Raw genomic sequence first — 20758 nt, forward strand, 5'->3', positions numbered from 1 at the left:
GCCAAGCTTTTCTGGTCGGAACCCCCTAAGCCGAGTTTTCAAGGTGCTGCGCCGTCCACTTGGTTTTCGAGACTGGCTTTTTAATTCTAACGTAAAGCCAACCTAGAACGGCGGGGTTTCAGACCCAAAATTTCCGATGAAAAAAATACATCAGCTGCCGTCAGGCTTGAATCAGTGATCAGTAATCAGTAATCAGTAATCAGTGATCAGTATTCTCCGAGTCGGGAGTCAGTATTCAGGAGATTGCTTTTATTTATTCTCCCCACACCCCACACCCCACACCCCACACCCCATCATCCCACTCCGTTCTCCCCTCTCCCCATCTCCCCACACGCCAACTAAATCACTTAATTTGTGCTACGATAATAGTTTTGGGATAAATTTAAATAGGAGCAGACTGTCTGTATGTCTCGTTATAGAGGACCGCGCTTGCGCGTTGTGCGTCGTTTAGGGGAATTACCAGGCTTAACCCGTAAAAATGCCCGTCGTGCCTATGCACCCGGGCAACATGGCCAGGCCCGCAAAAAACGTTCAGAATATGCCATTCGTCTAGAAGAAAAACAAAAACTGCGTTTTAACTACGGTGTCAGCGAGAAACAATTAATTCGCTATGTCCGCAAAGCTCGCCGGGCTACCGGTTCCACTGGTCAAGTGCTGCTGCAACTCTTAGAAATGCGTCTGGATAATACCGTTTTCCGTCTCGGTATGGCTGGGACAATTCCGGGGGCGCGACAATTAGTCAATCACGGTCACGTCACCGTTAACGGTAGAGTTGTGGATATTGCCAGTTATCAGTGCCGTCCGGGTGATGTGATTGGAGTTAGAAATCAAGAGCGTTCCCAGGATCTAGTCAAAAGAAATATGGAATACCCCGGTTTAGCCAACCTGCCGAGTCATTTGGAATTTGACAAAAACACCCTTGTGGGCAAAGTGAATGGCGTTGTGGAAAGAGAATGGATTGCCCTCTCGATTAATGAACTGTTAGTAGTGGAATACTACTCTCGGAAAGTCTAGGAAAAAAGCCTTTTCCAGATACCTTGAGGACGCAAGTGGCAGCGTCCTTATTTTATCTCAAATGTCGGGGCGAAGACCCGAAGCGCTTAGTGCGATGAGACGGGGCTTTTAAAGGGGCGAAGTAATTCGCCCCAGGGTTCCCCTCATGAATGCTGACTTTGTATATAGACAATTCTCAAAAACCGATGCTCTAAGGGAGCATCTCACCTTTGTAACCCCTAAATCAGGTTTTTATGTCAAGCTATTTTGAAAGCCTTGCTAGAAACCAGTTTTATGGATAAGTATAATTACTCACTTGCATAAATGAGATGCTCCCTGCTCTAGAGAAAACGCTATGAGCAACCCTGAATTTTCCCTTGATATGCCTCTTAAAGAGCGACAAGAGAAATTTATGCAAATGTCCGATGAGAATATTGATTATTCAGATATTCCTCCTCTAGATGATGAATTTTTCAAGAATGCTAAACTGGTCAAACCAAATCCACAAACAGAGCAAATTAGTATCAGGTTGGATTCAGAAATCCTTGAGTGGTTTAGGAATCATGCTCAAGAAAAGAGCTATCACGACCTAATTAATGATGTATTACGAACCTACGTCAAACATCAATCGCCATAGCCGATTATCTGCCGAGTAAAGAACCTCGAAGAAGCGGTTATAAATGGGCAATGATTACAAGCTCAATTGCATCGTTTGCCTAAATTAACTTGTAATATGGTAATTTTTTGTTTATTTAATCTAGAATTTAGTCGTTGATGGAAAGGAATGATTTCTTTCATCATCAACCGGTTTCTTCTTTCTTGATTGTTTGTGGTAGTCCTAGCGCCTGAACTTGACAATAATCCTAATTATTATAGGCGATCGCCTAATCACTCACCACAAAACGCAATCGCCTCCTAACTAATGAGAAGATAAGGGATAAGTCGGTTGATTAGGGTTTTTATTAAGGGTTTGACAATCCGCTAAGTATTGTTCAATAACAGTTTTAAAAGCCTGTTCTAGTTCATCAACGGAAAGACCATCAAAAACGATAATATCTTCTATGTTGATGACACGACCAAAAAATAAGCGATCGCTCTCGTCGTATTCAATCACAGCTTCATAGCCTTTGTATTGCATCATCGTTTTTTGGCTGTTTTGTGTTCGTTGGCTAACTATAGCTTGACTGCTAACCCACTACCTTGATAGTACGAGTGTTAAAATCAATCGCAGGAGCTAAAACTGCGATCGCTGATTAATTGGTAGTTATTAAAAAAATGCAATCACTATTTCAAAATCATAGGATATAGCAATTCTAGAGATTATTATTGATCTTTAAAAATCTCATTATCTTTATCTTAAGATAAAGTTTAATCTACTAAATCTTCATAATTATTTACTCGCTCTCTACATAACTTAATAAAGTTAGCAGTTTCTTCATCATGTTGCTGATAAATATTTTTTGCTTTATTCATTTGTATATCTTCGATTTTTTCTTTATTTCTTTCTCTAAGTCGGATATATTCAATCATTAAAGCTTCAATATTTAGCTGAAAATTTTTTAGTTCTTTCATTTTTGAGAGTTCTTTTTCTGCCATTTTGCCAAGATTTTCTTGATTCATTCTATCGATAGTTTCTTTCTCAAGCAGTTTTTCATAAAGACCTTCTTTCGACAAGATTTTTACCAAAACTGGAGCAATTTCAATAATAATTAATAACAGAGTAATTAATTTATTTGTAATAGCAATAGCAGGATCATCTTTCGATAATGCTTCTAGGGCTGAGATACGATCTAAAAGACTTCCTTCTTGCCATTCCTTTTTCTGCGGTGTCTTGATACTCAAACTTGATTGTTGTTTTTTGATTAAACTATTTTTTTCCTTGAGTAAATCTTGGATTCTACTATCCAAAAAAGTAACACTTTTTTCTATTGTTTCTACATTTTTTTGTCTTTCTTTTGCAATAGTACCGACACCGGGTTTACCTGTCACACCTTTACCTTTTATTTCTTCTATCGCATCTATACGAGCTTTTTGTAAAGCGTCTGAAGCTTGATTTTTTTCTCTTGTGAGATTGTCAATCTCTTCATTGATTTTATTGATCCTTTTGACATCTGGAGTATCTTGATCTTTTCTGCTTTCTTCTCTTTCTCTTTCTCTTCTTTGTTGGCTAATTTTTTGATTTATTTCACTCTCAAACAATCTTAACTCTAGAGGTTTAGCAACGATAAAACCTAAAAGAATTGCTATGCTTAAGCGAGTGGCGGCTCCTACCCAAAATTGTAGTTTTGATGAAGACTTATTTTGACTAGCTGTAAGGATAAAAAAGCGATCTAAGTTAAAAATTATGCTACCCCAAATAAAACCCAAAGAAATTGAAATTGTTAAAGAGCCAAAAACCGTAAAAAGTGCATAGCCTCCTGAACAAAAAGCCATTATTGCCGTGAGAATAACGGTGGTGCCGATAGACTCATATTTATACCTTTCTGTGCGGCAGCTTTCTTGAGACAAAATTTCTTGATCTGCACCAGCAGACCAGATTAAAAGTTTTTGTACAGAATTGAGTCGTGTTTTAGTTGGCACTTGATTACCTTAGTTAATGGTTATACTTCTTAATTCAGAGCAAAAATAAAGGAATTAACGCTCTCTGAATTTAATCATTTTCAGAAGGGGGGAGAATCTCATATTCTCGTGACATATTAATTTGCTCATTTTGTCTTTTTGATTTCAGGGAGTCTCTTAAGATTTCTAGGAACGCCATCTGCATAGCACTGGCTTCAACAATCCCTCCACCACCAGAAGTATTACCACCACCGCTACTAGCACCAATAAACACTTCTGGAAGTTTAATTTGGGTGTTGGCGTATGCCTCAGCCCATTTCCCTTCTGATTCTAACTGAGCATAAATCTCAGGGCCGAGTGTTTCAACTCGATCACGAAATTCTTGCATACGAATAGCAGACTCAATTTTCTCGTCTTCGGTTTTCATGTCAGATTCTTCTCGCATCCGCTTTAACTCAAGCTCATCTTTTTCTTGTTGAATTTGTGCATCTGCTTTTGATTCCTCAAGTTTAGCTTTAGCATTAAGAGTTGCTACCTCTAAATTACTTTGAGCCTCAACTAATTTGACTTGAGCTTTGTTTTCCTCTTGCTGTTTGATGAGAGACTGACGGGCTTGTTCAGTTAACTCTTGTTGTTTATAGTTTTCGGCTTGTTGTTGCAGAATTTGACGTTCTCTTAATAGCTCCTCCAATTCATCAGGCAAATCAATGTCTGTAATCAATGTCTGGATTGACTGCACACCATAAGATTCAAGAGCCATTTTAATATAGTCCGATGCGTTTCTTTGTATTTGTCCTCTGTCATGTAAAAAATCAAGTGCGTTATATCCTTGAGCCGAAACCTGAAAATAAGATTCAACAATAGGGCTTAGAACTTTACTAACTAAATTTCTGATGGCAGAAGATTTAAAAACTTTTTGCTCATTCTCATCAATAGGGTTAGAGTGTGATGGTTTCAACGCATCAATCGGTTGAGCACCAACCTTAAGAATCATTGTAGGGGCATTTTTTGTCGCAATGTAGATAGTCTGAGTCAATTCCAATTGAAAAACAAAGCCGTCTTTTGATCGAAGTTGCAACGGATTAAGATTTTTGTCGTAGTTTAACTCTGGTTTTTCTTCTGATTTAGACCAATTCAAAATAATTTCGTTTGTCGGAACAACATGAACACTTTTAATTCTTCTGTTCATCGCATACTTGCCTGGCAGAAGAGGTTTGCGCTGTATGCCTTTTTCCCCTTCTTCTGAAAGTCGATCATCATTTTTTGACTCGTTATCTTTGCCGACAGAGGAAATAATCACCCCGACTTGTTCGGCAAGAATTTCAACTAATGGTACTTGTTCAACACGAACAAACCAGGGATTGAGAGTCCAGGAACCTTCCTGTAAAAATTCTTCCTGTAAGCCTTTATAGCCCCCAGCTTCGATAAACTTTTGGGGTTTCTGAAAATTATCATGACCTTTAATTGTATTCCCAGCAATTTCCCCTTCAGGAAGGGTTTTTCCTTCAAGTGTCGTAACAATACCGATTTTGTCTTTGCCCACAGTATAAACCTTTAATTCTTCAGGGTTTACATTGTACTGAGTGGCATTAGCAGAAGTAATAACAGTAAACAAGTCAGTGTTGATCTGATAAGTCCTCGCAGGTAGAACTGCCAACTGTTTGCCACTTTCACCACCATTTTTAATAAAAGCTTCAGCATCTTCAAAATTTTGGCATTCAACAACTTTGCCTAAATTCCTATCTTCGGGACGGGTTGACCCATCGGTAGCCACAACTAAGCCAATTTCTCCTTGGGGAATTTTAGTGACTGAATCAATTTTAATTTCAAACAAATCGGTATTAATTTGATAGGTTCCAGGTGTTAAAAAGGCTAATTGTTTACCACTTTCACCACCACCACTGATAAAAGCTTGAGCATCTTGAAAATTATTGCATTCAACAACCTTACCAAAGGTTCGGGTTGTGGGTAACGGCTTGCCAAAGGTAGCCCGAACCAATCCCACTTGATCCTCCGCAATGCGAATACATTTTACCCTTTTTACTTTAAAGATATTGGTATTAATCTGATAGGTATTGGCGGTTAAAATTGTCAGTTGTTTACCACTTTGACCACCATTGTCCCAAAAAGCTTGGGCATTTTGAAAATTATTGCATTCTACAAACTTGGCAAAGGCTTGACCTGGCGGTAGAGGTTTACCATCTCTAGCTTCCACGAGTCCTACTTCGTCTTCACGGATACGAATAAAATTAACAATCTCAACAGAGAATAGCTCAGTATTAATATAATAAGTACCATTAGTCAAAATAGCTCGTTGTTTTCCTTTTTGTCCACCATTGCGAATAAATGCCCTAGCATCTTGAAAATCGTTACACTCGACAACTTTTCCAAAGTTTTCTCCTGGAGGTAAGCTTGCCCCGTCTTTTGCATCCACTAATCCCACCTGATCAGAAGCAATCACAATTGCCTTAGCAATGCGAATTTCCACATTAGGCAAACTCAAATGCCGTCCAGGGGTAAGCACCTCCGCTTGTAAACCACTTTCTCCATTGAGAGCAACTCGACGACCCGCAGGCAAGGGACGACCAAATCGTTTATAAACAATGCCTACTTCATCTTCTTTGATATTAATAAAAACCATTGGTTTTGTCTCCTTTTGTTGTATTTTTTAAAAGTCTAAGGTTTTTGATTTTAAGAGAAATCACATCTCCTCTGTGTCTCTAAAGAAAAATAAGCTCATTAATTCTTTATTTTTTTCGATATTGATGTGATAACGCTCACACCACTCAATAATCTCAGAAGTGGCTTTTTCTTTTTTTGGCTTCGACTAGACCAATTTTACCCGACGGAATTTCAATTATATCAAAAGACATTTTTCACCTCCCTATTCAGGAAATTTTTGATAAGAAAGAAAAAACTTGAATATCCTTCTTTGTGTGTCCAGATCACAGCTACTACCAGGAAACCAAAAAGTCGGTAAATGTCCATCGGGCGCACGTCTGGAAAAATCAAAGCTATCATAACTCAATAGCCAATGCCCCTCTACCTGCCAACCAACTTTATCGGCAAAATCACCAAATAATATATTATAGCTGACTTGTGAATGGTCAATGGATTCAACCTGAGTAACGTCCAGCCAGATTTTCTTTTGTACACTGTAACCGAATTTACCATCACTTGCCGCCAACCACAAATTATTTATTTTTTGTAGGCTTTCAATTGGAATTTTTTTAACGTTTTCGTCTGTTAGCCAACCTTTTTGAGTTGGTTTTAGCCTTCCTCTTCTTTCAGTTGTATCGGCAATACGAAGCAGAATCTGCATTGTTTCTTTGTCCGCTTCTTTCCAGTTTTCTTTATCTAAATAAATTGAAAGCTGTTCGTAACCTTCTTGTGGTTCAGGTCTGTCCTCTTGATCTAGCCGTAATCTTGCTTCAGCCGCTGGACTAGACGCTAATACCAGAATTGTTTTTGATGAAATATTTTGAGGAGTTTCTTTTTGTTGGGCTGATGAGACATCCTGCCCTATTACTTTTTTAGGCGTTGCACCGCCTTCATCAAAGTAGGAAAATGGCGATTTAAGAAATTTTCCGTGTCCAACTCAGCCTCGTAGGAAATTCCCACAAAAGGAGGAATCGAAGAAACAACCGCTTTAAGTTTAGCGGCGGCTGTTGGACCGGGTTCTTCGACTTTAGCGAGGATTTTTTGCAAATATTCTATAACTTCTGCATTTTCTCCCCGAAGTTGTCCGACTCCTTCCACAAATTCGGCGATAACAACTTCTGCGTCTGCTTCTGAGATTTTAACTAAATTAGACTGACCAGCGATAATTTGCCAATATTCCTGTTCATAATCTCGAATGGGTTTAAGAATTTGTAACCGAAGTTGCTGTTTCAGGATTGTTTTACCACCTGCTGGAGCCGTAATAATAGCCTCTTCCGTCTCCCTTCTTTGTTCATAAAGCAGTTTAAGATGGGACTCAATCTCATTCAGACGATTTTTGTTCATAGCTTAATTCTTCACCTTCAATTAGTCTGGTAATAGTGACATACTCGTCGCTAAAAGCGAGGGCTTCCTCTTTCATCGGCCAATGCCTCCGCCAAGTGGTTCCTTAGCTTTGGTCTTACTCAGCCTCCGCAGGTTTTGCTCTTCCCTAAAGAAGGCACTAACTGGCGTAATAGTTTCCTATCACCGAGGCAGACTCTCTGTGTCCCAAAGAGTATAAGTAGGGTTTTTTTGTCTCCCAGTCATAATCTCACAATAACAATTAGCGGGCCTTGGGGCAATTCTAGCTAATTAGAATTGGAGGTGTCTAGTCTTTATACAGTCGAAAAATGTAGCGGGGGCATTCATCCGACATTTTAGGTAAAATTTCCCAGATTTTCAGATATTCTCGCTGACTACTTTTGTAGGTCTTCATTAGCCCGAAAAATCGCTTCTTGACCACCACTAGAGGACACAAAACCCATAAAAGCTTTGACTGCTTCACTAGCAGGTTCTTTGTAAACGTAGTAAAGGGTACGCTGCCAGGGATAATTAGGTTCACTGGCTGAAATTCCGTCCACAGCGAGCGCCCTGACGGTTTTTTGGTCGGCAATTTGGCTATAGGTTGCGTAACTAATGCCATTCAGTCCCAAAACTCGCAAAATTGGGGTGGTGGCATCCCTATCCATCATTTTAAAATTAGTTCCCGTACCAAATTCTCCCCCTTGCAGGACTTCCTGACGAAAACTTTGATAAGTGCCACTAATAGGGGGACGATTAATCACTTGAATAGTAGCAGCAGAACCGCCCACCTCCGACCAAGAGGTGATTTTTCCGGTAAAAATATCTTTAACTTGGGTAGTGGTTAACCCCCCTGCAAAGGGGTTTTTTACTCCCACCACAATAGCGATCGCATCTCGAACGATCGGACTAGAAGCCAATCCCTGAGAGCGTTCCGACTCGGTTAAAGGTCGTGACACCGCCGCAATATCGATCGCCCCCCGGGCTACTTCCTCTAATCCCTTATCAGATCCTTGAGCATTTGTCAAGACCTCTACCCCCTGAAATTTGGCCGTTAAAGCGGCTTTTAAGGCTTGATTAATCTGTACCATACTGGTAGAGCCGTTAATGCGAATTGTCGTGCCACTGGGGATAGAAGTCGGTGGGGCAAAACTGACCACTTCCTGGGGGGAAGGGGGAGGGGGTAGGGGAGAGGAGGCACTTCCCGATGTTGGGGATTTTTGCGGACTTTTACTGCTGCCACAGAGAAAGAATTCTTGACCCGCAGCACATTGACTTTGCAGCCAGAAGTAACCTCCACCTAAAATGCCCGCAGTGGCTAAAAGAGCGATTATTAAAGCAGTTGTTTCGTTTTTTTGAGACATACCCATCATTTGCTGACATTAGGGGGTCGATCGCCTCGACACCGGTGATCAATGGAAGTTTCGATGATATTATCTTAGTGCATGGAAATCCACTCTTAATTTAGGACTGTATATCATGACCCACGCACCTATATCCCCAGTCGTACTGGTTATCCTTGATGGTTGGGGTTATCGCCCGCAAAGGTCGGATAATGCGATCGCAATGGCGAAAACCCCGATTATGGATAGTCTCTGGGAAGTTTATCCCCACACCTTAATCCGCACCTCCGCTAAGGATGTGGGACTACCAGAAGGACAGATGGGCAACTCGGAAGTTGGCCACCTAAATATCGGGGCGGGGCGGGTTGTACCACAGGAGTTAGTACGGATTTCCGATGCGATCGAAGATGGTTCGATTCAACAAAATCAGGCTTTATTAAAACTCTGCGCCGAGATTCGCCCCAAAAAAAGCAAATTACACCTGATTGGTTTATGTTCCGAGGGGGGAGTCCATTCCCATCTCGATCACTTACTGGGATTATTAGACTTAGCGAAAGTGCAAGGGATTAGCGATGTCTGCATTCATGTCATCACCGATGGTCGCGATACTAATGTCACCGACGGAATGCCGGCGATTAAACGGATTCAAGAACATATTAATAAAATCAAACTCGGTCGCATGGTGACTCTCAGTGGCCGTTATTATGCCATGGATCGGGATCGCCGTTGGGATCGGGTGGAAAAAGCCTATAACGTGATGACCAGTGATCAAGGTATTGACGGGCGATCGATTACTGAAGTATTACAGGCATTTTATGATCAAAATATTACCGATGAATTTATTCCCCCCACCAGAATTGCACCGGGGGCGATCGAAGCGGGCGATGGGGTGATATTCTATAATTTCCGTCCCGATCGAGCTAGACAGTTATGTTATGCCCTGACTATGCCCGATTTTGAAGATTTCGATCGAGATTTAATTTCTCCGCTTAGTTTTGTTACTTTCACCCAATACGATCCGAAATTACCGGTAGATGTGGCCTTTGCTCCCCAGAATTTAAATAATATTTTAGGACAGGTGATCGCTCAACAGGGATTAAAACAGTTTCGTTGTGCGGAAACCGAAAAATATCCCCACGTCACCTACTTTTTTAATGGGGGATTAGAAAAACCCTTTGAGGGAGAAGTGCGCGAATTAATTCCTAGTCCGAAAGTCGCCACCTATGACCAAGCTCCGGCCATGTCGGCAGCCGCGGTGACAACATCGGTCTGTGGGGCGATCGAACAGGGGATCTATAGTCTCGTGGTAGTCAATTACGCTAACCCCGATATGGTGGGTCATACGGGCATTTTAGACGCGGCCATGAAAGCAGTGGAAACGGTGGATCTATGCTTGGCTAAGTTGTTAAGTAGCATCAATAAATTGGGGGGAACAGTGTTAATCACTGCCGACCACGGTAACGCGGAAACGATGGTGGATGAGTCGGGTAATCCTTGGACCGCCCACACGACTAATCCCGTTCCTTTAATTTTAATTGAAGGGGAAGGGAGAAAAATACCCGGCCACGGTGGCGATGTGCAGCTGCGGGATGATGGTCGTTTAGCTGATATTGCCCCGACTATCCTGGAAATTCTCGCTATTCCCGTCCCGATAGAAATGACTGGGCGATCGCTGATTAAACCGGCCGAGGTGGAAATTAAAGCCAGTCGCACTCCCGTCCGCATCTCGCTTTAACAGTAATCAGTAATCAGTAATCAGTAATCAGTGGAAATAATTAAAAAATTGGCTAATTAGGGTTTGCGGCAAAAAGTACGGGCGAAGCATTCGGATAGAAAATCTCCGGTTTCACCGATAGGTTATTGCCCGAATGCTTCGCCCCTACAGGACGCGGGCCGATGAAGACGCAAGGTTTGGAAGCACGATTCTCTCAAAATCTTGCACCTGTTTCGCGAAACAAGACCCTACAACCCTTACCTCGTCTATATTTCACCATTATTCAGCAAGCCCTAATTAGCAGAAAAATGACCAATAAAAACCGCTCTCTTGTAGTTATGCTGATCAGCAAATCTTATCGAAGAAAGGGCGTAGGGCATCTTTGAATGTAAGATAATGAACATTTTTCAGCCAATTTCCGAGAGAGCCATAAAAATTTAAAACTTACATCTGATAACTGATAACTGATAACTGATAACTGATGATAACTGCTATACTTTGTAATGGAAAATAGAGAGTAATAATCATGACAGTGGTGCTGGTAGTACAGATTATTTGGGCGCTGGCGGCGGCCTTTCTGGCGATTTTGGTGTTATTACACAGTCCCAAAGGGGATGGTATTGGCGGTATTGGCGGCCAATCACAGATTTTTACCAGCGCAAAAACGGCGGAAAAAACCTTAAATCAGGTGACTTGGGCGTTGGGGACGGTATTTATCACCCTAACTATTGTACTGAGCGCCGGCTGGTTAAATCGCTAAATGCTAAGAGGTCGGTTCTCTTTTCTAGGACTCGCAGCCTTGGCGAGTCTTTTGCTGTTTTCCTATTCTCTGATTGCCGACAGTCGATCGCTACCAGAGTTAAAAACCCATCCTTTACCCGCTAATTTAGCCCAATGGCAAGAGCAAAACCAGTCCGGGGATTATTTTGATGCCGTGGAAATCAGTCCCGTGGGGGCGTTGATTTGGTCGCAATTTCCCGTGAAGATTTATGTTCACAGCGATCGCAGTTCTTGGCTGAGTTTGGTACAACAGGCGATCGCTGAATGGGGGCAGTATTTGCCGATGGAGTTGGTAAATCGGGCAGAATTGGCCGATATCCTCATTAAACGGGAGTTACCGCCGTCGGGAGTCCGTTTTAATGCCGAAACGGGTAAGTTAGAACTGCCCCGGGTGCGTTCTGCCGTAACACAATACGAGATTTTTGTCAAGGAAAATCGCCTAACTCATCGGATGAGTATCCAGATTAGTCCTAATTTAGCCGATCGGTCGGCCTTAGCGGCAGCGCGGCACGAATTAGGTCACGCTTTGGGAATTTGGGGTCATAGTCCCCTGGAGACGGATGTGATGTATTTCGCTCAAACTAGAGATATTGCCCCGATTTCTAGCCGGGATATTAACACTTTAAAAAAGGTTTATCAGCAGCCAACTCAGTTAGGTTGGGAGATGAATCAGCTAGGGTATCTAATGCCTGAATAGGTAAATATTGCTCTTCAGTCGGTTCTGCTATTAAAAAGTATAAGTTATGGATATACTTAGTATAACTGACTAAGATCCAGAAGATTAACCATCGCTTAAACCTCTATTTCCTCTAGCCATGTTTTAATCGCACTGATTAACTTGGGTTGCTGGGGAGGGGTGTTGCTGACTCAAGCTATGAATGCCAACTGTGCATCCTATCCAAAAGTTAGTTTAGCTCTAGGTTTTAAAAACCCCACACAAGAAGATTCCTATTGCAAATCAGCAACCCCAATCTTTGCCACCCTCGACAACTAAGCCAATACTAGAAACATATTGTACGGGTTTGCCTAACATTAAGGGATCTATTTCTCCCCAATCGTAAGGTTCATAATCTTCTAAACGAGATAGTTCGCTATCTAACCAATCATCTCTAGGGGCTGTTTTTTCCGAGGGATTGGGCTGTTTCAGGGAGTCTAAGGGTTTAGTCATGGGGAAAAAATGTCCTACACACAAACATTTTACCCACTATTGACTAACTCTTTAGTTCATCTAAACCTCTATTTCCTCTAGCCATGTCTAAATCGCGCTGATTAAGTTGGGTTGTTGGGGAGGGAAGGTGAAAAAGTTGGTAGGGAAACTGACAGAGAATCGTTACCAATTTTCTCAATTCCTGAGATATATTTAATGGATGAAGTTCGATGTAAAGATTAAATCTCTGTTTCTATTGGTATGTTAGTGGGTGTATCTTGACTGATTAAAATTAAATTAGATACAGGGGTGTAAATATCACACTCAATTTCTGGTACTCGAATCGTTACAATTAATGTATAGCGAACAGGTTGATCATGGCGTTCCTCTTGTGTTTGTTCTTTCCACCATCCACCAACAGGATAAACTCCTATCATTCCTCTACTTGCTAAATCGACGGACGTTCCTGTCCATATATCAGAATGAAGTGAACCTTGACTCCTTAAATGAGGACCCAAAAACCAGTTATCTTCCTCTTTACTGCCAGAAATATTTTTTTCTTCTTTTCTGGTAGCTTTATTAATTCTATGTCGAAATTGGTCATCGGTCTCTAAAGGTTTTTTTACTTGAAATCTGAGTCCATAAGAGGCATAATGGTGTTTTCTTTTATAACCTCGCTCCCCTGGATTAGGTTCTATAAAATACGATAAAGTTACTCTCAGTTCTACCTTGGCTTCTCCTAATTCTTCTAGCTTTGCTTTTGGCCAGGGTAAGCTATGAAGATTCATTTTGTCTGTTTTAATGACACTACCATCTTTTTTAAAAGGTGTCAATTGATCTTCAATAACCAGTGTTAAGTCACTATTTGAACTTTTTAAAGCTCTGTCTAAATCAGGAACACCATATCCATAGCGACGAATCAAATTTTTTTTATCTTGCTGCTTCAATTTCTTTGGAAAATTAGCTATCATCCTAACAGTCCATTCGGCTGAATGAACGATTAAAGCGCGTATTGTTTCTGGCCAATATTTGGGATTTTCTGAAAGAATTCGAGCTGCCATATAACTAGCGAGTGCAGTTGCACAACTGGTATCACACATATAAGTAAACAATTTATAGTTATGACTATGAGCAGTTGTTAATAAGCATAAATCGTCAATCATTTGTGCATAATTTTCCCCATCTGAGGCATAATTTCCCCCTTCACAAACAATATCAGGACGAATTGGCCATTGATTTTCCCAAGAAACAGAAGTACAACTTTTAGGAGATAAATCACCCCAAGGAGCTACAGGTTGCCAACCTTGAAAGTCGGGATGACTGATATTAACTTTTTCAGTGTAAGCTCCCACAACAAGAGCATTCCAAGCTTGTGCTGGGTTTTCAATTGTTGCCACATCATTGCGGGTTAAATAATCAGATAAAGATATTTCTTCTCTGATATTTCCTGCTGAAATAATGATTAATCGCTTAAAATTATCTTCACCAAAAGATAGTTGATCTATTGCTGCTGACCATGAGGAGGGAGTTCCATAATTTGGTGATGGCTGCTCGCTAGTTACAGCCATACAGAAAATACGTTTTCGCTTGGGATTTTGTATTTCTGGACGAGAGACTGCTTGCTCTGTAATTGCGCCATAAAGTTCAGGATCATTTTGTCCGACAGGAGGGAGAATTTTAACTGATTCTAACCGGTGAATAAGCGTTATATATCCTTGTGTTTGTAAAGCATTAAATAAATCATCATAAAGAATTAAACCCGCCATTTCTGTACCATGTGTATTATGAGGATCATGAGTTCCCCAATTAGGATCACAAGTATATAAATCACTACTATCAAGACCTTTTTCAATCAGTTTATGTCGTCTATTAACTCCATAATCAAGAAGACAGACAGCAACAGCATTATCTCTAGGAGGTAAAGTTCGATTCCATAAATCCTCGACCCATTCCTCCTTTTCAATTAATTTCATATCAAGAAAAAAGGAAGGCGTATCTTTAGCAATTCTTAATTCTGCAACCGTATCAGAATTTTGAAGAACTTGCTGTATTTTTTCTACATTAGCCATAGCTAAAGTAACAGTTATTTCGGGAAAATGTATATGAAATTTAGTCATAATATCGAGTCTTTGAGCAATGGTTTGGAAGTCTTCAAGTTGTCCACGACGTAACCATACTTCCCACCATATTGATTGTCCATTCTGAGGAAATAAAGCAGGATCATCAGTAAATAATGATTGAACTGTACCAATTTCAACGTTTTCTAGTCGTGTTATTAGGGCTGCATTTTTTGGGTTTCCTTTTGTTGTTTCTTCATCACGATATTCTTCTACTTTGTTCTCAAAAAATTCTGTCGCTGACTCTGGTACAAAAACAGTAGCCTTAACTATATTTTCTTGGTCAGGAGAAGGCTTAACAGCAACTAATTCAATTTTTTTGCGTTTATCTCCTAAATTTTCAAAAGCATTCGCTTGATCTTTTGTTACCTGAAATTCTAAATAGAATCCGGGTTGTCCGACGGCAATTGCCGATAAACGGGATTCTAATTGTTGACGAGCTTTCGTAATCGCTTCACCAATAGCAAGTTCTAATTTTGCAGCGTGTTCTATTCTGTTCCGATCGGGTGTTGGTGGAGCATTAACTGAGCGCGGTGAAGTATAATCGGCGCTTTTACGAAATTTATCGTTATTCCGTAGATACAAGTGAGGAAGACGGCGAGAACGTTGCGACATTATGGGATTAGGTTTTATTCATTGAAGTTTAGGTCTTTACGTTCCATAATAGCTGAAATCAGAGAATCTTCGCTTACCTTCTGACTATTTGACAAAACAGCTTGCTTGGCTGCGTCATCTGTCGCTCTGACAATTTCAGCTTGAGCGAGTCCATTGGCTTGATTAAGAATGTTTGACCAATCTTTCCAGTCAATTTCAAAAGAAATAAGACGAGATTCAATCAATTCACGAATAATTGCGGCATCGGGAAGCTGATATTCAATTACATCATCAAAACGCCTAAAAAGAGCTTTGTCTAGTAACTGAGGATGATTAGTCGCTGCCAAAATCAAACTATCCCCTTGCTCTTGTTCTAAAAACATCAAAAAAGAATTGAGAATGCGACGAATTTCTCCCACGTCGTTAGAATTATGACGTTGAGTCCCAATCGCATCAAATTCATCAAAAAAATAGACCCCTTTTGTTATTGTCATTGCCTCAAAAATCACTTTTAAACGACTAGCCGTTTCTCCCATATACTTGCCCATTAGACTATCGTACAAAGTCGTAAATAGAGGTAATTTAAGCTCTCCTGCTAAAGCTTCAGCCGTCATTGTTTTACCAGAACCCGGTGGACCTACTAACAACAGCTTTCGACGAGGCATAAGATTATGTTCTCTGAGTCTTTTTCCTTGTCTTTGTTCAGTTAATACTCGTTTAAGTCTAAATTCAAGGTCAGAGGTTAAAATCATATCCGATAATCGAATATCGGGATATCTGACCGAAACCAGATTGGCTAAATCTCCTTTTGGTTGTACTAAAGGAATTGGATCAGATTTTTTTTCAATAACCGATTTACTAGCCTTTGCTTGGTCAATTAATTCGCGAATTTCTTGGGCTAACTTACCATGTCCTTGTCTTGCTTCGTGTGCAGCCATCTGTAGGGCAGCAGAATAAAATTGCTGCTCTTCTCCTTCTACATGACTTTTTAGAAGTGCTAGGATATGGCGAGCGGTGGACATGATACCTCGTTAAGTTAAACTCCCCATCATACTCAATGATTTTAACTGTGACAGGCACTATATAAAGAATGATTTCCCTTTTAGACTAATTTTGATCGGTATAGTTAAATTGTACTAAATAAATTGTCCTATTGGCTAGGAGAAACCCGTATTTAATCGTTTCCTTGCTTTCGTGGTTATTCGATAATTTTACCGCTTCTCCCTAAAAATTACCGTCCCGCTCGCTAAACTGCCAAATTGATAAGATCCTTTGACCTTTCGCCGCCCTATTAAGCAAAACTAGGTATAAACACTTTCTTAAGAATTAACCTATGTCACAATAGATGAAGATAAACCAAATAGTGTGAAGTTGTAAACTAGGTATTACTGAATGGAACCGCTTTATCAGTACGCGTGGCTAGTTCCCGTCCTGCCTTTGGTAGGCGCTACCCTAGTGGGCGCGGGCTTAATTTCCTTTAATGAAGTCACCAATCGTCTGCGACAGGTGAATGCTGTATTAATCATTTCTACCCTCGGCGCGTCGATGGTGCTGTCTTTTGCGCTGCTGTGGAGTCAAATCAATGGACACGCTCCCTACAACCAAATGATCGATTGGGCATCGGCGGGTAACTTTCACCTGAAAATGGGTTATACGATCGATCACCTCAGCGCTTTAATGTCGGTTATCGTCACCACCGTGGCCTTTTTGGTGATGATTTATACCGATGGTTACATGGCCCACGACCCCGGTTATGTGCGTTTTTACGCCTATCTGAGCATTTTTAGCAGTTCTATGCTCGGTTTGGTCATCAGTCCCAACCTCGTCCAGATCTACGTTTTCTGGGAATTGGTGGGGATGTGTTCCTATCTGCTAGTAGGTTTCTGGTTCACTCGTCCGGCGGCCGCCGAGGCCTGTCAAAAAGCCTTTGTTACCAACCGCGTCGGCGATTTTGGCTTATTACTAGGAATGCTGGGGCTTTTCTGGGCCACCGGCAGCTTCGAGTTTGATATCATGGGTGAACGTCTAGAGGAATTAGTCTCTTCTGGAGCCATTGCCGGCAGTTTAGCGGCATTATTCGCCGTTTTAGTCTTCCTTGGACCCGTGGCCAAATCAGCCCAATTTCCCCTTCATGTCTGGCTACCAGATGCCATGGAAGGTCCGACCCCGATTTCGGCCCTGATTCACGCCGCCACCATGGTGGCCGCTGGAGTTTTCCTGATTGCCCGGATGTATCCTGTTTTTGAGCCAATTCCCACGGCGATGACGGTAATTGCTTGGACGGGGGCTTTTACCGCCTTTCTAGGGGCAAGTATCGCCCTCACCCAGAATGATATCAAAAAGGGTTTAGCCTATTCCACCATCTCCCAATTGGGTTACATGGTTATGGCTATGGGTATCGGTGCTTATAGTGCGGGGTTATTCCACCTGATGACCCACGCTTATTTTAAGGCGATGTTGTTCCTCGGTTCCGGTTCGGTCATCCACGGTATGGAGGATGTGGTCGGTCATGAGCCAGTTTTAGCGCAAGATATGCGGATGATGGGCGGTTTACGCAAGTATATGCCCATTACTGCCCTAACTTTCCTGGTGGGAACTCTGGCCATCTGTGGGATTCCTCCTTTCGCTGGTTTCTGGTCGAAGGATGAAATTCTCGGTTTAGCTTTTGAGGCGAACCCAGCTTTATGGTTAATCGGTTGGGGGACTGCGGGTTTAACAGCTTTTTATATGTTCCGGATGTACTTTAACACCTTTGAAGGGGAGTTTAGAGGGACTAATAAGGAGATTAAACGGCGACTGTTAGCCAATGCGGGTGCGATTCCAGCTTTTGGACCGGGGGCAATGAATGTTAAGCAATTAGACTCGGAAGCACAGGAAGAAGACAACCACGGCCATCATGCCCATGAACCCCACGAATCGCCAATTACTATGACTTTACCTCTCATGATTTTAGCGGTTCCCTCTTTGTTAATCGGTTTGGTGGGTAAACCTTGGCAGAATTTCTTCGAGGGTTTTATTCATGTTCCTAACGAAGTGGTGGAAGAAGTTCATGCTTTTGATTGGACAGAGTTTCTGATTATGGCGGGTAATTCGGTGGGGATTGCTTTAATCGGGATTACTGTCGCTTCTTTGATGTATCTCCAGAAGAAAATTGACCCCGCAACTATTGCGGAAAAATTCCCCGTTTTGTATCGTTTTTCCCTGAACAAATGGTACATTGATAATCTGTATGATCGAGTTTTTGTCCAGGGTTGTCGTCGTCTCGCACGGCAAATTATGGAAGTGGATTATCGCGTTATCGATGGGGCGGTGAATTTAACCGGTTTAGCTACTCTTGTCAGTGGTGAAGGTCTCAAATACCTCGAAAATGGTCGCGCCCAATTCTACGCTTTAATTGTCTTTGCCGCAGTTTTGGGTTTAGTAATTGTCTATAGTCTGGTGTAGATTTTTAATCGGTTGACTAAAGATTTTTGGGGGCGCAAAGCCCCTTTTTTCAGCTTTAATTCCCCCTTTTTAAGGGGAATTTAGGGGGAGCAAACTTTTTCAGCCAACCCTATTTAGGGGCTGCTGAAAAAGCTTTTCTGGGGGCAGGGTGTGGGGTGTGGGGTGTGGGGTGTGGGGTTTGATCGATTTTCAGGTGGTCAACTACCTAATTTTCAGGGAAAAAGTACCTGAATTTTCCCCCCTATCCCCGCAATGGCTGGCACTTTTTGAGGGGCAAAAAGTCCAAAAGTCTTATCCAACAAGGTTTTTAGATTTATTCAGCCAACCCTAATTATTCGACCACAAATGCGAGGATTTGGCCTTGGTAACTGCCGAAGCGAATCTGTAAACCGGACTCTAGGGGAACTTCTTGGTTATGTACCTGTTTCCAGTGGCCATCTTGGTAGATAAAAGTACCAAAACGGGAGAAATCTTCGAGAAAGTATTGATAGTCTGAATCATCGGGTTTTTTACGGCAAATGATCCGACAATGGTTTTTACTAACCCATTTTTCAGTAATCTGTAGATCATTTTCCATGTCCCGTCCTATATTCATGCCACCACCACGGATTGACCATTTTCTTTCGGGACGATCGAGATAGTATAAGAAAGCGGCGGGCATGGTTCCGGAGACATTGGGCATAACCGTCGGTGATTGAGTCTCATCAAGGGTTTGCAGCAATTGCCCGTCGAATTCTGGGTGCATATAGAGAATCGGCAAAGTCCAAGCGGGTTGATTGTACTTGTAGAGGGTTAATAATTGCTGCCTGGCGATGCGAACGGCCTGATCAATAGGGACTCTCGGACCGGGAAACAACTTGGACATCTGCGCTTCTTTGTCTTTGAACCCGAAGAGGGTGCGGGTAAAAACTTCGATAAAACTCAAGGCCTCTCGATCAGCGATCGCATCTCGCATGGCCAAAACTGCGGGAACGCCATGGTGAATCAAGACTTCCGCCAGACTGCTGCGGGGGATCATCTCCTGACCTGATTTAGCGGGATAAGCACCCCAACAGGCATTAAAAACGGTTAAAATGACCTGATTTCTCACCAAAGCTTGGGCTAACTCCGTCCCATTTAGCTGTTCCCCTGGCCGCAGAAATAGGGAACCGCCATTGGGGGCGGCCATTCCGTGACCAGCGTAGAAAAAAGCTTGATATTTACCCGTATCCAAGGCCCGGGTTAGTTCTTTCGCCCCCGGTCGAATTAGGGTATCGACTTTGACTTTCACTCCCAAATAGGAAATCTGAGGGGGGGAACTACTGCCCCCGGGGGAGATGGCCCGGATGAGATTGGCGGCCTCGGATTCCAGTGCCTGGTCGGAATTAGTTTCTCCACCCGTATTAATGGCGGTGAGGTTGAGGGAACTAGCTGCGGTTTTAATCTGTTTTTCGCCGATAACTAAGAGAATATTGAGACTATTACTCGATTTTATCGGTGGCAGTGGGTCCACATCGCTGGTGGTGCGGCTAAAGAGTATATTCGGATGCAGAGATATGGCCTGTTTACCTGCTTGCTGCATAATTTCCCAGGGCAGCAGAATTAAATGGGGATTGCGACATTCCAAGCGAATTCGCAGGGGCTGATTTTTGCCGAGGGCGATTCCCTGACTTTGGGCGAAACTTTGACTAATTGATGCTTGAAATAACCATTGCCAGAGACTAATACCTAGTTTCTGCATTAATTGACCGCCATAACTGCCGCCTTCTCCCGAAAGAGTCAGTTTAGGTCGAGAATTTGCTTCTAATTGCTCTAACATCGGTAAGGTCGGCATTTTTTGCAGACAGAACATTTCCTGCCATGCCATCCATTCCGTGGTTAGACTCTCGGTCCATTCACAGTCATGATGCACATATCCCCCCGGTAGGGGTGCTTTCGTCACCCAACGGGCGAAATTATTACTCGTGGCTAAACTAGCGATGGCTAAATTTAGACTAGGGATGGCATCATCGGTCATTGTGGTTATTGAGAAGTTTGAAGTCTATAGAATCTTATTCTAGAGGATTTCTGAAAGGCAAGGAAGAGT

17 protein-coding genes are annotated in these 20758 nt (G+C 42.0%); 7 read left to right on the top strand and 10 right to left on the bottom strand.

Features of this window, described 5'->3' with window-relative positions; all coding sequences use genetic code 11:
• Positions 1-405: 405 nt before the first annotated feature.
• Together rpsD and O9300_RS17315 are read left to right on the top strand one after the other, a co-directional pair.
• Complete coding sequence (gene rpsD, locus O9300_RS17310) at positions 406-1014, top strand: 30S ribosomal protein S4 (RefSeq protein WP_002798058.1); 609 nt, start codon at positions 406-408, stop codon at positions 1012-1014.
• A 334-nt stretch (positions 1015-1348) separates the two neighbouring features.
• Complete coding sequence (locus O9300_RS17315) at positions 1349-1630, top strand: BrnA antitoxin family protein (protein ID WP_287972966.1); 282 nt, start codon at positions 1349-1351, stop codon at positions 1628-1630.
• 282 nt (positions 1631-1912) lie between these two features.
• Here O9300_RS17315 and O9300_RS17320 read toward each other — a convergent pair whose 3' ends face one another.
• The 6 genes from O9300_RS17320 to O9300_RS17345 all read right to left on the bottom strand — a co-directional run bounded on the left by O9300_RS17320 (position 1913) and on the right by O9300_RS17345 (position 8927).
• Positions 1913-2131 carry a hypothetical protein gene (locus O9300_RS17320; RefSeq protein WP_012266176.1) on the bottom strand — a complete coding sequence of 73 codons (219 nt, stop codon included), beginning with the start codon at positions 2129-2131 and terminating at the stop codon, positions 1913-1915.
• Positions 2132-2361: 230 nt separating this feature from the next.
• On the bottom strand, positions 2362-3573 hold the full coding sequence (locus O9300_RS17325; RefSeq protein ID WP_190718987.1) for a DUF4407 domain-containing protein: 1212 nt from the start codon (positions 3571-3573) through the stop codon (positions 2362-2364).
• 70 nt (positions 3574-3643) lie between these two features.
• Positions 3644-6193, bottom strand: a complete 2550-nt coding sequence (locus O9300_RS17330) for an SPFH domain-containing protein (protein WP_002798050.1) — start codon at positions 6191-6193, stop codon at positions 3644-3646.
• Positions 6194-6436: 243 nt separating this feature from the next.
• Positions 6437-7078, bottom strand: a complete 642-nt coding sequence (locus O9300_RS17335; RefSeq protein WP_353851570.1) for a GUN4 domain-containing protein — start codon at positions 7076-7078, stop codon at positions 6437-6439.
• A complete protein-coding gene (locus O9300_RS17340) occupies positions 7078-7557 on the bottom strand; it encodes a hypothetical protein (RefSeq protein WP_004161496.1) in 480 nt (159 codons plus the stop codon). The genes O9300_RS17335 and O9300_RS17340 overlap by 1 nt, the downstream gene beginning before the upstream one ends.
• A gap of 392 nt (positions 7558-7949) precedes the next feature.
• Complete coding sequence (locus tag O9300_RS17345) at positions 7950-8927, bottom strand: phosphate ABC transporter substrate-binding protein (protein ID WP_190718993.1); 978 nt, start codon at positions 8925-8927, stop codon at positions 7950-7952.
• A gap of 106 nt (positions 8928-9033) precedes the next feature.
• Between O9300_RS17345 and gpmI the strand changes: the two genes are divergently transcribed.
• From gpmI to O9300_RS17360, 3 genes are all read left to right on the top strand, one after another.
• Entirely contained in the window at positions 9034-10632 is a 1599-nt protein-coding gene (gpmI, locus tag O9300_RS17350) for a 2,3-bisphosphoglycerate-independent phosphoglycerate mutase (RefSeq protein ID WP_287972968.1), read from the top strand.
• Positions 10633-11137: 505 nt separating this feature from the next.
• The gene (gene secG, locus O9300_RS17355; protein ID WP_002736485.1) at positions 11138-11371 is read left to right on the top strand and encodes a preprotein translocase subunit SecG; all 234 of its coding nucleotides are present in this window, start codon (positions 11138-11140) and stop codon (positions 11369-11371) included.
• Positions 11372-12088, top strand: a complete 717-nt coding sequence (locus tag O9300_RS17360; protein WP_287972970.1) for a peptidase — start codon at positions 11372-11374, stop codon at positions 12086-12088. It abuts the gene before it with no gap.
• Between the two features lie 261 nt (positions 12089-12349).
• On the opposite strand, the gene O9300_RS17365 is transcribed toward O9300_RS17360, so the two are convergent.
• The 3 genes from O9300_RS17365 to O9300_RS17375 form a co-directional block, all read right to left on the bottom strand.
• The gene (locus tag O9300_RS17365) at positions 12350-12559 is read right to left on the bottom strand and encodes a hypothetical protein (protein ID WP_002761322.1); all 210 of its coding nucleotides are present in this window, start codon (positions 12557-12559) and stop codon (positions 12350-12352) included.
• A gap of 218 nt (positions 12560-12777) precedes the next feature.
• A complete protein-coding gene (locus O9300_RS17370; protein WP_287972971.1) occupies positions 12778-15270 on the bottom strand; it encodes a S8 family peptidase in 2493 nt (830 codons plus the stop codon).
• Between the two features lie 14 nt (positions 15271-15284).
• Positions 15285-16271, bottom strand: a complete 987-nt coding sequence (locus O9300_RS17375) for an AAA family ATPase (protein ID WP_002798035.1) — start codon at positions 16269-16271, stop codon at positions 15285-15287.
• Positions 16272-16641: 370 nt separating this feature from the next.
• On the opposite strand from O9300_RS17375, the gene O9300_RS17380 reads away from it, so the two are divergent.
• Together O9300_RS17380 and O9300_RS19555 are read left to right on the top strand one after the other, a co-directional pair.
• A complete protein-coding gene (locus O9300_RS17380) occupies positions 16642-18693 on the top strand; it encodes an NAD(P)H-quinone oxidoreductase subunit 5 (RefSeq protein ID WP_104397469.1) in 2052 nt (683 codons plus the stop codon).
• A gap of 148 nt (positions 18694-18841) precedes the next feature.
• Positions 18842-19024: a hypothetical protein gene (locus O9300_RS19555; protein ID WP_353851569.1), complete on the top strand. Its 183-nt coding sequence runs from the start codon at positions 18842-18844 to the stop codon at positions 19022-19024.
• Here O9300_RS19555 and O9300_RS17385 read toward each other — a convergent pair whose 3' ends face one another.
• Positions 19025-20689 (bottom strand): CHAT domain-containing protein, encoded by a 1665-nt coding sequence (locus O9300_RS17385; RefSeq protein ID WP_287972972.1) that lies wholly within the window; start codon positions 20687-20689, stop codon positions 19025-19027.
• Between the last annotated feature and the right edge of the window lie 69 nt (positions 20690-20758).

Origin of the sequence: Microcystis sp. LE19-195.1E, from assembly GCF_027532095.1 — a bacterium.
Taxonomy (GTDB): Bacteria; Cyanobacteriota; Cyanobacteriia; order Cyanobacteriales; family Microcystaceae; genus Microcystis; species Microcystis aeruginosa.